Source organism: Leisingera sp. ABM4_103 (genome assembly GCF_056158685.1).
Genome location: NZ_JBSWTU010000005.1, coordinates 2,051,064 through 2,064,543, shown reverse-complemented (window position 1 = coordinate 2,064,543; position 13,480 = coordinate 2,051,064). Strand labels below are relative to the sequence as shown.

15 protein-coding genes are annotated in these 13,480 nt (G+C 64.9%); 6 read left to right on the top strand and 9 right to left on the bottom strand.

Annotated elements, in window-relative coordinates:
- Positions 1-227: 227 nt before the first annotated feature.
- Positions 228-1,673 carry a pyruvate kinase gene (pyk, locus tag ACXAED_RS11650; protein ID WP_475049836.1) on the bottom strand — a complete coding sequence of 482 codons (1,446 nt, stop codon included), beginning with the start codon at positions 1,671-1,673 and terminating at the stop codon, positions 228-230.
- Between the two features lie 119 nt (positions 1,674-1,792).
- Here pyk and ACXAED_RS11645 point away from each other — a divergent pair, with 119 nt between their 5' ends.
- From ACXAED_RS11645 to ACXAED_RS11635, 3 genes are all read left to right on the top strand, one after another.
- Positions 1,793-2,530, top strand: coding sequence for an N-formylglutamate amidohydrolase (locus tag ACXAED_RS11645; protein ID WP_475049833.1), 738 nt, complete (start codon positions 1,793-1,795; stop codon positions 2,528-2,530).
- Between the two features lie 148 nt (positions 2,531-2,678).
- Entirely contained in the window at positions 2,679-2,918 is a 240-nt protein-coding gene (locus ACXAED_RS11640; protein ID WP_475049832.1) for a DUF6868 family protein, read from the top strand.
- An 81-nt stretch (positions 2,919-2,999) separates the two neighbouring features.
- Positions 3,000-3,314 (top strand): DUF1244 domain-containing protein, encoded by a 315-nt coding sequence (locus tag ACXAED_RS11635; RefSeq protein ID WP_475049830.1) that lies wholly within the window; start codon positions 3,000-3,002, stop codon positions 3,312-3,314.
- A 121-nt stretch (positions 3,315-3,435) separates the two neighbouring features.
- Here ACXAED_RS11635 and ACXAED_RS11630 read toward each other — a convergent pair whose 3' ends face one another.
- Entirely contained in the window at positions 3,436-3,843 is a 408-nt protein-coding gene (locus ACXAED_RS11630) for a winged helix-turn-helix transcriptional regulator (protein WP_475049829.1), read from the bottom strand.
- 153 nt (positions 3,844-3,996) lie between these two features.
- Between ACXAED_RS11630 and ACXAED_RS11625 the strand changes: the two genes are divergently transcribed.
- Positions 3,997-4,821, top strand: a complete 825-nt coding sequence (locus ACXAED_RS11625) for a dienelactone hydrolase family protein (protein WP_475049826.1) — start codon at positions 3,997-3,999, stop codon at positions 4,819-4,821.
- Between the two features lie 36 nt (positions 4,822-4,857).
- Here ACXAED_RS11625 and ACXAED_RS11620 read toward each other — a convergent pair whose 3' ends face one another.
- From ACXAED_RS11620 to ACXAED_RS11595, 6 genes are all read right to left on the bottom strand, one after another.
- Positions 4,858-5,706: a CE1 family esterase gene (locus ACXAED_RS11620; RefSeq protein ID WP_475049824.1), complete on the bottom strand. Its 849-nt coding sequence runs from the start codon at positions 5,704-5,706 to the stop codon at positions 4,858-4,860.
- 177 nt (positions 5,707-5,883) lie between these two features.
- Positions 5,884-6,087, bottom strand: a complete 204-nt coding sequence (locus ACXAED_RS11615) for a hypothetical protein (RefSeq protein WP_475049822.1) — start codon at positions 6,085-6,087, stop codon at positions 5,884-5,886.
- A 328-nt stretch (positions 6,088-6,415) separates the two neighbouring features.
- Positions 6,416-7,276 (bottom strand): D-amino-acid transaminase, encoded by an 861-nt coding sequence (locus ACXAED_RS11610; RefSeq protein WP_475049820.1) that lies wholly within the window; start codon positions 7,274-7,276, stop codon positions 6,416-6,418.
- A 10-nt stretch (positions 7,277-7,286) separates the two neighbouring features.
- On the bottom strand, positions 7,287-8,252 hold the full coding sequence (gene dgcA / locus ACXAED_RS11605) for an N-acetyl-D-Glu racemase DgcA (RefSeq protein ID WP_475049818.1): 966 nt from the start codon (positions 8,250-8,252) through the stop codon (positions 7,287-7,289).
- A 153-nt stretch (positions 8,253-8,405) separates the two neighbouring features.
- Positions 8,406-9,407, bottom strand: a complete 1,002-nt coding sequence (gene dgcN / locus ACXAED_RS11600) for an N-acetyltransferase DgcN (RefSeq protein WP_475049816.1) — start codon at positions 9,405-9,407, stop codon at positions 8,406-8,408.
- A 110-nt stretch (positions 9,408-9,517) separates the two neighbouring features.
- Positions 9,518-10,789 (bottom strand): MFS transporter, encoded by a 1,272-nt coding sequence (locus ACXAED_RS11595; RefSeq protein WP_475049813.1) that lies wholly within the window; start codon positions 10,787-10,789, stop codon positions 9,518-9,520.
- Between the two features lie 174 nt (positions 10,790-10,963).
- On the opposite strand from ACXAED_RS11595, the gene ACXAED_RS11590 reads away from it, so the two are divergent.
- Entirely contained in the window at positions 10,964-11,923 is a 960-nt protein-coding gene (locus ACXAED_RS11590; RefSeq protein ID WP_475049811.1) for an L-malyl-CoA/beta-methylmalyl-CoA lyase, read from the top strand.
- 66 nt (positions 11,924-11,989) lie between these two features.
- Positions 11,990-12,583, top strand: a complete 594-nt coding sequence (locus ACXAED_RS11585; protein WP_475049809.1) for a hypothetical protein — start codon at positions 11,990-11,992, stop codon at positions 12,581-12,583.
- A 436-nt stretch (positions 12,584-13,019) separates the two neighbouring features.
- Here the strand turns inward: ACXAED_RS11585 and ACXAED_RS11580 are convergent, their stop codons facing one another.
- Positions 13,020-13,472 carry an Lrp/AsnC family transcriptional regulator gene (locus ACXAED_RS11580; RefSeq protein ID WP_475049808.1) on the bottom strand — a complete coding sequence of 151 codons (453 nt, stop codon included), beginning with the start codon at positions 13,470-13,472 and terminating at the stop codon, positions 13,020-13,022.
- Positions 13,473-13,480 lie beyond the last annotated feature (8 nt).

Sequence of the window (13,480 nt, the reverse complement as noted above, 5' to 3'; positions counted from 1 at the left end):
GACCCTGCAAAAAACGCATCCGCCCCATCATTCCCCGCATATCAGCCGGGTTTCGCCGCCACAGCACAGGCGGCCGGCGGACGCCGCCCGCTGAGCGCGGCAGGACCGGGGCGCCACGTCCCGGCAATCCGCGGCCCCGCACTCCGCGCAAGGCCGGTTTTCATGCTGCCTCAGCTCACGCAAGGGCCTGCCGGCAGCGGCGCGGCAGGCCCGTAGCCAAGGACCGGTTATTCCGGGTCGGTACTGTAGATCAACCGCTCGTCACAAGGGGCGATGCGCAGGATGTTGGTGGTGCCCGGCACATTGAACGGCACGCCCGCAGTGACCACGATCTGGTCGCTTTCGCCCGCATAGCCGCCCGCGCGCGCCGCGCGCGCCGCATTCACCACCGCGCCCTTGAAGCGGTCCAGCTCCGGCGTCATCACGCATTTGCACCCCCAGCTCAGGCACAGCCGCCGCGCCGTGGCGCTGACCGGGGTCATCGCGATGATCGGCACGCCGGGGCGCTCGCGCGCGGTCAGCAGCGCGGTTGTGCCCGATTGGGTGAAACAGCAAATCGCCTTGATCTCGGTCTTCTCCGCAATCTCACGCGCCGCGGCCACGATGCCATCGGCAACGGTCGTGCCCTTGGCAGAGCGCGAGGCGGCGATGATCTGGGTATAGGTCGGGTCGGCCTCAACCTCGATGGCCACCTTGTCCATGGTCTTGACGGCTTGAACCGGGTACTGGCCTGCCGCGCTCTCTGCGCTCAGCATCACCGCGTCGGCACCTTCATAGATGGCGGTGGCCACGTCAGACACCTCGGCGCGGGTCGGCATCGGGCTTTCGATCATGCTTTCCAGCATCTGGGTTGCCACGATCACCGGCTTGGCCGCGGCCCGGCACTTGCGCACCAGCCGCTTCTGGATCGGCGGCACCGCCGCCACCGGCAGCTCCACCCCCAGGTCGCCGCGCGCCACCATGATGCCGTCGGAGGCGTCCAGAATGGCCTCGAAATCCTCCACCGCCTGCGGCTTTTCAATCTTCGACAGCACCGCCGCACGGCCGTCCGCCAGCGACCGTGCCTCATAGACATCCTTGGCCCGCTGCACGAAAGACAGCGCCAGCCAGTCAACGCCCAAAGAACAGACAAACTCCAGATCTGCGCGGTCCTTTTCCGACAGCGCCGCCAGCGGCAGCACCACGTCCGGCACGTTCACGCCCTTGCGGTTCGAAATCGTGCCGCCGGTTTCCACCGTGCAATCGGCAAAATCCGGGCCGCAGGCGTCCACCACCAGGCGGATCTTGCCGTCATTGACCAAGAGATGCGCGCCCGGCTCCAGCGCCTGAAAGATTTCCGGATGCGGCAGGCACACGCGGTTCGCGTCGCCCTCCGCCTCATCCAGATCGAGGCGGAACCTGGCGCCCTCCTCCAGCTCTTCGGCGCCATTGGCAAAGACGCCGACACGCAGCTTCGGCCCCTGCAGGTCCGCCAGGATCGCAATCGGGCTGTCCAGATCCTTTTCCACCTGGCGGATAATCTTGTGCTTTTCGGCAATCTCCGGGTGGCTGCCGTGCGACATGTTCAGCCGGAACACATCGGCGCCGGCCTCATGCAGCGCGCGGATGGTGTCATAGGTCTCCGAAGCCGGCCCCAGGGTGGCGACAATCTTCACATTGCGCGAGCGTTTCATAGGGGTCTACTCCTCCGGACCTGAAATATGTTATCGCAAACAGCGTTGAGCTGCTTATCCCCTAATTCCCATTTTCCCGCAACTCCCCTAAACAGCCGTCAACAAAAGATGACAGGTCCATGACATATACACCCTATTTCGTGCACGGCGCCGACCGCCCCGCCCGCTGGCTGATCACCTGCGATCATGCGACCAATGTTGTGCCCCCCTTTGCCGGCGGCGGCGACCTGGGCCTCCCGCGCGAGGACATGGAGCGCCACATCGCCTATGACGTCGGCGCCTATGAGGTGTCGAAACTGCTGGGCGAAATGCTGAACGCGCCGGTGGTGGCGTCAAACTTCTCCCGCCTGGTGATCGACCCCAACCGCGGCGAGGATGACCCGACACTGCTGATGAAGCTCTACGACGGCACCATCATCCCCGCCAACCGCCACGCCGGCGAGGCCGAGCTGAAAGAACGGCTTGAGAACTGCTACCGCCCCTATCACCGGGCGCTGGCGCGGCTGGCGGAACGCCCCGGAACGGTGATCGTGTCCATGCACAGCTTCACCCGCCAGCTGCGCGGCCGCCCGCCGCGGCCCTGGGAGATCGGCATCCTGTTCCCGCAGGGCGAGCGGTTTTCGCCCTTTGTCGTCAATGAGCTGAACCGCGAGGACGGCCTGTGCGTCGGCGTCAACGAACCCTATACCGGCTATCTGCCCGGCGATGCGATCGAGACCCACGCCACCCATGCAGGCCGCCCCAACACGCTGGTCGAGCTGAGGAACGACCTGATTGCCGAACACAAGGGCCAGCACGCCTGGGCCGAACGCCTGGCCCGCATCCTGCCGCGGGCGCTGGACGCCTCCGGTCTCTGAACCGGAACTCGACGCGAATTCCGGCCCGGAAAAATCGATTTTTCCTGGCCGTTTTCCTCGCAGGAAAACGGCTCCCCGCGTTGCAGAACCGGCGGCGCACACCCATATCTGTAACGGGAACGCGGGATTTTCCGGGAAAGGAGCCGCCATGACCCAGGACACCCTCTCTGCCTTTTTCGGCTGGCTGTCCGTGCTGCACATCGGCCTGTTCACCCTCTCCGCCATCCTGCTGATGCTGATGCACGATTGGGTGGCCAGTCTGCACGCCCGCATGTTCGGTCTGGCGCCTGCCGATGTCAGCCTGACTGCCTACCGCTGGCTTGGAACCTACAAGATCGTGATCTTCGCCACCGCGCTGGGACCCTGGATCGCATTGCAGCTGATCTGACCCTGCCGCGCCTTGCCATTGCCCGCCCCTGCCCCGGCTGCTAGGCCTGCGGGGACACCAGAAAACTCCGGAGCCACCGCCATGGACAAGCAAACCGAGATCGAAATCCAGGCCGCCGCCTTCCGCCGCCTGCAGAAGCACCTGATGGAAGACCGCACCGATGTGCAGAACATCGACCTGATGAACATGGCGGGCTTCTGCCGCAACTGCCTGGCCCGCTGGTATCAGGAGGCCGCCAACGAGCGCGGCATCGGGATGGATAAAAACGAGGCCCGCGAGATCTACTACGGCATGACCATGGATGAATGGAAAGCCAACTATCAGACCGAGGCCAGCGCCGAAAAACAGGCAGCCTTTGAGGTCGCGTTCAAGGAAAACGTCACCGACAAGCAGTGACAATGCCGCAGGGGCACTGCCCCGCTGACGCTTGAAAATGGGGCGCTGCCCCTCTTGGCCTTGCGGCCAATTCACCCCGGAGTATTTGCCCAAAGGTGAAAAAGCCGGGCTGGCCGCAGCCTCAGTCTCTTAGCCGCAAGGCGGCGCGTGCGGGATCAACCGGCGCGCCCTGCGCATCAACAAGGGCGACCTGCAACGGTGCGCCGGTCTCCCGGTCCGCAACCCCGACCGGCGCGGCGCCGCCGGTGACATGCGCCTCGCCCCATTGCGCCAGCGCCAGAAATGTCAGCGCCAGCCCGCGCCCCGCCTCTGTCAGCACATAGGCCTGACGCACCCGGTCGCCCGCCTCCTGATAGGGCTGTTTCTTTAGGATCCCCTGCGCCACCAGCCTGTTCAGCCGGTCGGTCAGGGTAGAGCGCGGCGCCTTCAGATCCTCGCGCATATCGTCATAGCGGCATACTCCGTAAAACGCCTCCCGCAGGATCAGCAGCGTCCAGCGGTCGCCCAGGACTTCTGCGGCCAGCGCCATGGGGCAGAGGTCCTTGGGTACCAGGGCGCGGCGGCGGACGGCGGGCAGGGTTTCACGGGAATCAGATGCTGGGTTTGACATACGGACCCAGATAGGGAATTTTTACCTGAGTTCAAAATCAAGACTCAGACTCGCAGACAGGAAGAACACCCGATGACCCAACACCCAATGGACCAGGATGACGCGCTCGAAGACTTCGAGCCACGCCGGATCACGCTCAACGGTGCGGAGAAAACCGTGCATGTGTCCGGCCAGGGCCCCGCAGTGATCGTGTTGGCAGAGATGCCAGGGATCAGCCCGCATGTGGCCCGCTTTGCCCGCTGGGTGCGTGATGCAGGTTTCACCGTTTACATGCCTTCGCTGTTCGGCCGTGACGGTGCCGTGGCGACAGCGGAAGACGGCGCGGAGGTGTTCCGCCGCGCCTGCGTCAGCGCCGAGTTCCGCGCCTTTGCGGGCAATGGCGCCAGCCCTGTCACCCAATGGCTCCGAGCGCTGGCGCGGCTGGCGCATGAGGAATGCGGCGGCCCCGGCACCGGTGCCATCGGCATGTGCTTCACCGGGAACTTTGCCCTGTCGATGATGCTGGAACCGGCGATGCTGGCGCCGGTGCTGGCGCAGCCCTCGCTGCCGCTCGACGATCCCGCTGGACTGGAGAGTCCCCCCGATGAGCTAGCCGCGGTGCGCCAACGGCTGGAGCGCGAGGACCTTACGGTGCTAGCCTACCGGTTCGAGGGCGATACCTTTTGCCAGGCCCAGCGCTTTGCGGCCTATGCCGAGGCGCTGGGAGACCGGTTCGACGCCCGCACCCTGCCGGACAGCGCCGCCGCCACCGAGGTTCCGCCCTTCTTTGCCAAACATGTCCCTACCCCGCACAGCGTGGTGACGGCCCATCTGGTGGATGAGGCAGGCCAGCCGACCCTGCAGGCGCGGGACGGCATTCTGGAGTTCTTCAGACAACGATTGACGGAAGACGGCTGATCACGCAGCCGGCGGGGCATCTCTGCCCTGCCCTGCTCAGCGCTCCAGGCTTTCGAACCAGTCCAGCGCCATGCCGCTCCAGCCCTTCGGCAGGCCATGGCCGCCCTTGTGCAGGATCAGCTCCAGCCCGCCTGCCCCGCACTGCCAGCGCTTGCGCCAGACCCCGTCTGTTGCCTGATGGTCCGCGGCGTTGCTGGGACAGGCATTCTCCCGCCGCCACAGTTGCAGCCCCTCCCAGACATCGGCCTGCACGACACCGGCTTCAGAACCCGGGATCGCCCGGCCCTCCAGCGGCACAACCTTGTCCGCAAAGCCATGGATATGCAGCAGCTGCACCGGGCCTCTGCATTGCTGCGTCATCGGCAGCCAGAAGCCGCCGGACACCGCCGCATAAGCCGCCGCGAACTCCGGTTGCAGGCAAGCCATCTCCCAGACCATTGAGCCGCCGCGGGAAAAGCCGCTCAGCAGCAGCCGGTCCGGATCGGCACCGGTGCGGGCGGCGGCATCCGCCAGCACACCGCGCAGGAACGCCGCATCATTGCGCGGGTAAGTGTTCCAGCCGTCTCGCACAGACCAGTCCGCGGGCTTGCCTTCCTTCCAAGGCAGCCCGCTGGGGGCAATCACAGCATAGCCCCGCGCGGTAAAGGCCGTTACCAGCCCCTTGTTTGCGATCACCTTGGCGCCGCTGCTGCCATAGCCGTGCAAAAACATCACCGCAGGCCCGCCTTGCCAGCCGTCCGGCAGGGCCATGTGGTATTCGCCGCCCGCGATCCGGCAGGGGGTTTCGCCACCGCAGTCCGCCGTGTTTTCCGCCGCCCCCGCGGGCACCTCAGCGCAGGCAGCAATCAGCCCCGCCGCCAGCAGCCTCCGTATCCGGTTCAGCATCCGCGCCCCTTTCCGCCTGGTTCGGCGCCCAGAGTACCACACCAAGCCGCGCACGCCGCAATCCGCACTGCTAAGGAAAAAACAGGCCGCCCGTTTCGGGCGGCCTGCACAACAATAACTTCAAAAAATGACCGGCTGCGGCTCCGCCGCCGGGCGCGTTCCCCCCCGGGTGCGCGCCTAGCCGCGGAACCTGCCAACCAGCCGTGCCGCCAGCGAGCCCGCAAACCAGCCCCCGCCAGCAGGTGCCTGCGCGTAATCAGGATGCTCCACCACTTCGGCAGTCAGAACCCGGCGGACAGCCGCAAGAATTTCGGCATCGCTCGGCTCTGCGGCCTGAGCTGCCGTCATCTGACCCATTTCCGGCTGAAAACACTGTTCCATCTGGCACCTCCGCGGCTGTTTGCTTGTACAGGCGGCCTGTATTCCGGCGCCCTCTCATCTGCGATCCAGACTATCCTAATTCGCCGTTGACGTGCCCATTTTGTGTAAAATTAGTTAAAATCCCGAGCTGAAACGCAGGGTTTCGGCGACAGTACCGCAACAGCGGCGGCAATTGTTGACGGGCCTTGGAGAATACCCCCGGCTGAGGCACCGGAAGACGCGCTTTTCACGCGGTATTACCGTCCGGAAGCACCCCGAACGATTCCCCTGAAACGCAGAAAGCCGCCCACACAGGGGCGGCTTTCGATCCCGGATCCGGCGATCAGCCTCAGACGGCTTTCTTGCGGCTTTCTTCCAGATAGATCTCGCGCAGGCGCTTGGCGATCGGGCCCGGGGCGCCGTCGCCCAGCTGCACACCGTCGATCTCCACCACCGGCATCACAAAGGCGCTGGCGGAAGTGGTGAAGGCCTCATCCGCCTCTTTGGCTTCCTCGATGGTGAACAGGCGCTCCTCGATCTCCATCTGAGCCTCGGCGGCCAGACGCAGCACCGCGGCGCGGGTGATGCCGTGCAGGATGTCGTTGCTGAGCGGCCGGGTCACGATCTTGCCATTCTTGACGTAATAGGCGTTGTTCGAGGTGCCTTCGGTCACATAGCCGTCCTCGATCAGCCAGGCGTCATCGGCACCGGCCTTCTTGGCCATCATCTTGCCCATCGACGGGTACAGCAGCTGCACCGTCTTGATGTCGCGGCGGCCCCAGCGGATGTCCTCGATCGAGATGATCTTGGCACCCTTCTGCGCGGCAGGGCTGTCGGCCAGGCCCGGCTTGTTTTGGGTGAACAGCACCAGGCTCGGCGGGGTGTCAGCAGAGGGGAACACAAAATCCCGGTCGCCATCGGAGCCGCGGGAGACCTGCAGATAGACCAGGCCCTCTTCGATGCCATTGAGCTCCACCAGCTTGCGGTGGATTTCCAGCAGCTCCTCCTTGGAGCAGGGGGACGCCATGTCCAGCTCCTTCAGCGAGCGGTCCAGGCGCACGGCGTGGCCGTCAAAATCAATCAGCTTGCCGTCGAGGACCGAAGTCACCTCATAAACCGCATCGGCAAACAGAAAGCCGCGGTCAAAGATTGAAACCTTGGCTTCACCTTCGGGCAGGTATTCGCCATTCACATATACGGTACGGGTCATGGTAGTCTCCTCAGCCCCAGAGTTCTGCCTTCGGCGGATGCACCCCGGCGGCGTCAAATGTCAAAGGTTCCTCGCGGTCTTCGGCCAGAAGCAGCGGACCGTCAAGATCCGTAACCGCCGCACCCTGCGCCACAAGCGTCGCAGGCGCCATCGCCAGCGAAGATCCGACCATGCAGCCGACCATCACCTGGTAGCCCTCGGCCAGCGCCTGCTCGCGCAGCTTCAGCGCTTCCGTCAGGCCGCCGGTCTTGTCCAGCTTGATGTTGACGACGTCATACTTGCCCTTGAGCTTCGGCAGGCTCTCGCGGTCATGGCAGCTCTCGTCGGCACAGACAGGGACCGGGCGCTCCATACCGATCAGCGCTTCATCCTCACCCGCGGGCAGCGGCTGCTCCACCAGTTCCACGCCCAGGCGCACCAGATGCGGCGCCAGTTCGGCGTAAACCTCAGCCGACCAGCCCTCATTGGCGTCGATGATGATCTTGGCATCGGGCGCGCCCGCGCGCACCGCTTCCAGGCGGGGCATGTCGTCAGGGGTGCCGAGCTTGATCTTCAAGAGCGGCCGGTGCGCATTCTGAGCCGCCTGCTTTTGCATGTTTTCAGGGGTGTCGAGCGACAGGGTATAGGCAGTGATCTCCGGTTTCGGCTCCGGCAGCCCGGCGAGTTCCCAAACCCGCTTGCCGGCCTGTTTCGCCTCCAGATCCCACAGCGCGCAGTCGACCGCATTGCGGGCGGCGCCGGCGGGCAGCAGCGATTGCAGCTCTTCACGCGTGAAATCGGCGGGCAGCCCTTCGATCTCGGCGGTCACGCTGTCCAGCGTCTCATTATAGCGGGCATAGGGCACGCATTCGCCCCAGCCGGTAACGCCGTCCTTCTCCACCCGCACAGTCAGCACCTTGGCCTCGGTGCGAGAGCCGCGCGAGATGGTGAAGACCTGCGCCAGTTTGAAGACGTCCGGGGTGACGGTGATGGTCATGAAACTGCCCTTTCCTGCGGCCCTGCGCGCGAGCCGCGGCGGGCCTTGGCATGATGCCCGGCAACCCTGGCACCTGCCTTTTCATCTTTCCAAAAATACTCCCGCCGGAGGCATCCCAGGCTGTGCCTGCACACCTCCGGCGGGGCTGTTAGATCAGACCGCGGCCAGCGCGTCCACCAGGCGGCCGGCGCCGTGGCGGTACGGGTCAACGGCGGGCAGGCCCATGCGCTCTTCGACCTCGGCCAGGTATTTCACCGCCTCATCCTCGGACAGGTGCTGGGTGTTGACCGAAATGCCGACGATCTGGCAGTCCGGGTTGGACCGCTGCGCCAGCGGCAGCGCCACTTCGCGCAGCTCTTCCAGCGTCGGAACGTCATACTCCGGCAGGCCGCGCATATGGGTGCGGGTCGGCTCGTGGCACAGGATCAGCGCATCCGGCTGGCCGCCGTGCACCAGCGCCATGGTGACGCCGGAATAGGAGATGTGGAACAGCGAGCCCTGGCCCTCGATCAGGTCCCAGTGGTCGTCGTCATTGTCCGGGGTCAGATACTCGATCGAGCCCGCCATGAAGTCCGCCACAACCGCATCCAGCGGCACGCCGTGGCCGGTGATCAGGATGCCGGTCTGGCCGGTGGCGCGGAAGGTCGACTTCATGCCGCGCTTCTGCATCTCTGCGTCCATCGCCATGGCGGTGTACATCTTGCCGACTGAACAGTCGGTGCCAACCGCCAGGCAGCGCTTGCCGGTGCGGTTCTTGCCGTTGGCGATCGGGTAGCCGACGGTGGGCACGCGCACGTCGTGCAGGGTGCCGCCGTGGGTCTGGGCCGCCGCCACCAGGTCGCCCTCGTCGCGCAGCAGGTTGTGCAGGCCGGAGGCAATGTCATAGCCCATTTCCAGCGCTTCGATCAGGACTTCTTTCCACGCGGGAGAGATCACGCCGCCGCGGTTGGCCACACCGATCACCAGGGTCTTGGCACCGGCTTCTTTGGCTTCGGCCAGGGTCAGCTCCTTCAGGCCCAGGTCCGCGCCGCAGCCCGGCAGAGAGATCTGGCCGACGGCGTGATCAGGGCGCCAGTCACGGATGCCGATGGCAACCTTGGCAGCCAGCATGTCGGGCGCGTCGCCCAGGAACAGCAGATAAGGGGTTTCGATCATGGCGGGTTTCCTCTTCACTCTTGCCGGTGAGTTTGCGGAGATTCCCGCACAAGTTCATACCTTTTCCGCTGCACGCCGCCGTCACGACGCAAGATCCTCCGGCATTTCTTTCATTCAGCAGCAGATTCCTGCGTTATGTCATCATTGCTGACATTATTTTCCTCCTCCAGCCAGGATTTGGCCTGAAGCACCCCGGTTTGGGGCGCGCCAAGCACGGCAATCGCCTGCTGAGAGCCGGTTTCCTCCGGCGCTTCGGCCTGACTGCGCCGCAGTGCGGCAACGCCCGCGACCATAAAACACAAGGCTGCGAGCAGGATCAGCAATCCATTTCCGTCAGCAATGCTGACCATATTCGGGGCTGCCAGCGTGCCGCCGAACTGGCCGACGTTCAAAAGGAACACCATCGCACCGCTCGCGGGCACGATCTGCGCCGGTTTCAACTGGTCGTTGGCATGGGCAGAGCAGACCGCGTACATCGGCAGGCTGGCCCCCGCGAGCACCGCAAATCCGATGACCAGCGCCTGCGGCGCGGGCGTCGCCAGCATCCACAGGCAGGCTGCGCCACCGACCACGCCCAGCCCCACCAGCACCAGCCGCCGGTCGGTCTTGTCGCTGATCCAGCCGACGGGATACTGCACCACTGCGCCCACGATCATCGCCACCACCAGCACGCCGGAGGCCTCGGCCGCGCTCATGCCGCGCGACAGCGCATAAAGCGGCAGCGCGATGAACCAGCCCGCCACTGCCGCAGCGCTGACCAGATTGCCGAGCACCGCCATCGGCGAAACCCGGTAGAGCTTGCGCACCGGCATCCGGTCCGGCACCTGGTATTCCGGCGCCTTGTTGCCCGACAGCAGCAGCGGCACGATCGACAGCGAAATCAGGATCGACACCACGCCGAACAGCAGGTTGCCGCCGGGATCGGGCAGCGCCACCAGCGCGGTGCCTATGGCGGGACCTGCCATCCAGATCATGAAATAAATCGACAGGATCTGCGCCCGGTTGCTGTTTTCCGATTTCGCCTGCAGCCAGCTTTCGGTGATCACATACATGCCGGGATAGCAGAAGCCAGCCAGGAACCGCATCGCCGACCAGGAATAGGGGTCCGAGGTCAGCAGGTGCAGGATCGCCGAGATCGACACCAGCGACGCCAGCGCCGAAAAGGCCCGGATGTGGCCCACCTTGGCCACCATCCCCGGCGCCATCACGGTGCCCAGCAGCGCGCCGGCCGGATAGGCCGCCTGCATGATCGAAATGGTAAGGCCGGAGAAGCCAAGCCCCGCGCCCCGGATTGTCAGCAGGGTGACCAGAAGCCCGTTGGCCACCATTAGCATCAGCATGCCCAGAAACAGGGCCCAGTTTTCAATGAATGCACGTCTCATGCCTGATTGCTCGCACGGGCACCCTGCTCTTTCGCGCCTGTTTGCGGCAATGTTTCCGGCGCCGCATCGCAGCGGCACTTTCTGCACGTGCAAAATTCCCTTGCATGAGGCTGCGCAACTTTCTAACACTTCAACCCAGCAGAATTGAAACGTCATTACCCGGAGGATTGCCCCATGAGCTTCCGCATCCAGCCCGCCGCTCCGGCGCGCCCCAACCGCTGCCAGCTGTTCGGCCCCGGCTCCAAAGTGAAGCTGTTCGAGAAGATGGCGGCCTCGGCGGCGGATGTCATCAACCTCGATCTGGAGGATTCGGTGGCCCCGGATGACAAGGACCAGGCCCGCGCCAATGTGATCGAGGCGATCAACAATGTGGATTGGGGCAGCAAGTACCTGTCGGTGCGGATCAACGGGCTCGACACCCCCTATTGGTACCGCGACGTGGTGGATATTCTGGAACAGGCGGGCGACCGGCTCGACCAGATCATGATCCCCAAGGTGGGCTGCGCCGAGGATGTCTATGCGGTGGACGCGCTGGTCACTGCCATCGAACGCGCCAAGGGCCGCACCAAGCCGGTGTCCTTTGAGGTGATCATCGAATCCGCGGCGGGCATTGCCCATGTGGAGGAGATCGCCAAGTCCTCCCCGCGGCTGCAGGCGATGAGCCTGGGCGCTGCGGATTTTGCTGCCTCGATGGGGATGCAGACCACCGGTATCGGCGGCACGCAGGAGAATTACTATATGATCCGCGAAGGCCAGAAGCATTGGTCCGACCCCTGGCACTGGGCGCAGGCCGCCATCGTCGCCGCTTGCCGCACCCATGGCATCCTGCCTGTGGACGGCCCGTTCGGCGATTTCTCCGACGAGGACGGCTATATCGCGCAGGCCAAGCGCTCTGCGACGCTGGGCATGGTCGGCAAATGGGCCATCCACCCCAGCCAAATCGCGCTGGCGAACCAGGTCTTCACCCCGTCGGATGAGGCGGTGGCGGAAGCCCGCGAAATCCTGGCAGCAATGGAAGAGGCCAAGGCCTCCGGCGCCGGCGCAACCGTTTACAAGGGCCGTCTTGTCGACATCGCCTCGATCAAGCAGGCTGAAGTGATTGTGGCGCAGGCCGAGCTGATCGCGGGCAGCTGACGCCGGTCCGCGGCTAAAGATTCCAAGGGCGTCCCGGCGGGGCGCCCTTTCTGGTTGGAGAGATTGATGCCGGATTTGACATTGCTGCATACGGCGGAGGTGCATGTGGAGACCTTTCGGGCATTGGCGCCGGGGGCGGATCTGGACCAGCAGGTGCGCGCCGGCTGGCTGACACGGGCGCAGGGCGGAATTGATGCCGAACTGCGGGCCGAGATTGCCGCGGCCGTTGCGGCGGCTGATGGGCCGGTGCTGTGCACCTGCACCACCCTGGGTCCGGCGGCGGAGGAAGCCGGCGCCACCCGCATCGACTGGCCGATGATGCAAGAGGCCGAGCGCATTGGCGGGCCGGTGCTGATGGCCTATTGCCTGGAAAGCACCGCGGACCCTTCGCAGGCGCTGCTGCGGCGGGCGTTCGGGCCGCGCGATCCGCAGCTGACCTGCCTGGAGCTGGGCCATCACTGGCCGCTGTTTGAAGCCGGGGATGACGCCGGCTTCGCTGCGGCCATCGCGGCGGATACCGTCAAGGCAATGGGAGCGATGGATTTTGCCTGCATGGTGCTGGCACAGGCTTCGATGGCCGGGGCGGCGGAGCTGCTGCGGCAGCGGGTTACGGTGCCGGTTCTGGCCTCGCCGGAGATTGCGGTCAAAGCGCTTCTTTAGGGGGGACGGAAGCGCCCGCCTTTAGGTGCACGCACCTTAGCCCGGCCAAGGCCGCTGACCTGCCGGTGTGTCTGGTTTGTATTTGCCTGTTGCCATGTTCCAGTTGAGCGATGGCGGTAAGGATTGGCGGCGCCGCCAATATGGCGGAGATGGACGGGCGTATCCGCCCCCATGCTAAACGTTGTCTCTGCACGGCCCCGCTGCCAGGCGGGAGCCCTGTTCCAAGGGTGCCGGGGAGCCAAGCCCCGGCGGGTGATCGCGATCACGGGCAAGACTGCCTGAGGTCGCTTAAGATGTGGTGCAAGCAGCGTACGGCGGGTACGCAACACCTTCGTCGCGCTTGCCGCGGCTGCAGCGCAGTGAGTATTTAGGGAAAGATGAAAGGCAGTTGCGCTTCATCTTTCCCTAAATACTCAAATCCCGAAGCTGCCAAGGGTCACGCCCGCATGTCCTTGGGCGAGCCCATCACCACATAGGTCGTTATCCCGGTCACATACGGCGAGGTGCCGAGGATATCGGTGTGGAATTTCTTGTAACTGGGCAGGTCTGCGCATTCGACCCGCAAAAGGTACTCAATGGTGCCGGTGATATTATGGCATTCCACCACTTCCGGGGCCGCCTGCATGGCGCGTTCAAAGGCTTCCTGCGCCTCCTTGGTGTGCTCGCCCAGGCCGACACCGATGTAGGTGACAAAGCCGACCCCCATCTTCTGCCGGTCCAGCACCGCGCGGTAGCCGGTGATGACGCCTGCGCGCTCCAGCTCCTGCACCCGGCGCAGGCAGGCGGAGGGTGACAGCCCCACACGCTCGGCCAGCTCCAGGTTGCTGATCCGGCCATCGCGGGAGAGCTCTTGCAATATATGCTGGTTTATTCGATCACTTTTCGCCATTAGTTGCG

Coding starts and splice junctions, on each gene's coding strand:
- dgcN (WP_475049816.1), bottom strand. CDS start 9,407: ATGATCGAAACCCCTTATCTGCTGTTCCTGGGCGACGCGCCCGACATG.
- ACXAED_RS11645 (WP_475049833.1), top strand. CDS start 1,793: ATGACATATACACCCTATTTCGTGCACGGCGCCGACCGCCCCGCCCGC.
- ACXAED_RS11590 (WP_475049811.1), top strand. CDS start 10,964: ATGAGCTTCCGCATCCAGCCCGCCGCTCCGGCGCGCCCCAACCGCTGC.
- pyk (WP_475049836.1), bottom strand. CDS start 1,673: ATGAAACGCTCGCGCAATGTGAAGATTGTCGCCACCCTGGGGCCGGCT.
- ACXAED_RS11595 (WP_475049813.1), bottom strand. CDS start 10,789: ATGAGACGTGCATTCATTGAAAACTGGGCCCTGTTTCTGGGCATGCTG.
- ACXAED_RS11580 (WP_475049808.1), bottom strand. CDS start 13,472: ATGGCGAAAAGTGATCGAATAAACCAGCATATATTGCAAGAGCTCTCC.
- ACXAED_RS11620 (WP_475049824.1), bottom strand. CDS start 5,706: ATGCTGAACCGGATACGGAGGCTGCTGGCGGCGGGGCTGATTGCTGCC.
- ACXAED_RS11610 (WP_475049820.1), bottom strand. CDS start 7,276: ATGACCCGTACCGTATATGTGAATGGCGAATACCTGCCCGAAGGTGAA.
- ACXAED_RS11615 (WP_475049822.1), bottom strand. CDS start 6,087: ATGGAACAGTGTTTTCAGCCGGAAATGGGTCAGATGACGGCAGCTCAG.
- dgcA (WP_475049818.1), bottom strand. CDS start 8,252: ATGACCATCACCGTCACCCCGGACGTCTTCAAACTGGCGCAGGTCTTC.
- ACXAED_RS11630 (WP_475049829.1), bottom strand. CDS start 3,843: ATGGCGCTGGCCGCAGAAGTCCTGGGCGACCGCTGGACGCTGCTGATC.
- ACXAED_RS11640 (WP_475049832.1), top strand. CDS start 2,679: ATGACCCAGGACACCCTCTCTGCCTTTTTCGGCTGGCTGTCCGTGCTG.
- ACXAED_RS11635 (WP_475049830.1), top strand. CDS start 3,000: ATGGACAAGCAAACCGAGATCGAAATCCAGGCCGCCGCCTTCCGCCGC.
- ACXAED_RS11625 (WP_475049826.1), top strand. CDS start 3,997: ATGACCCAACACCCAATGGACCAGGATGACGCGCTCGAAGACTTCGAG.
- ACXAED_RS11585 (WP_475049809.1), top strand. CDS start 11,990: ATGCCGGATTTGACATTGCTGCATACGGCGGAGGTGCATGTGGAGACC.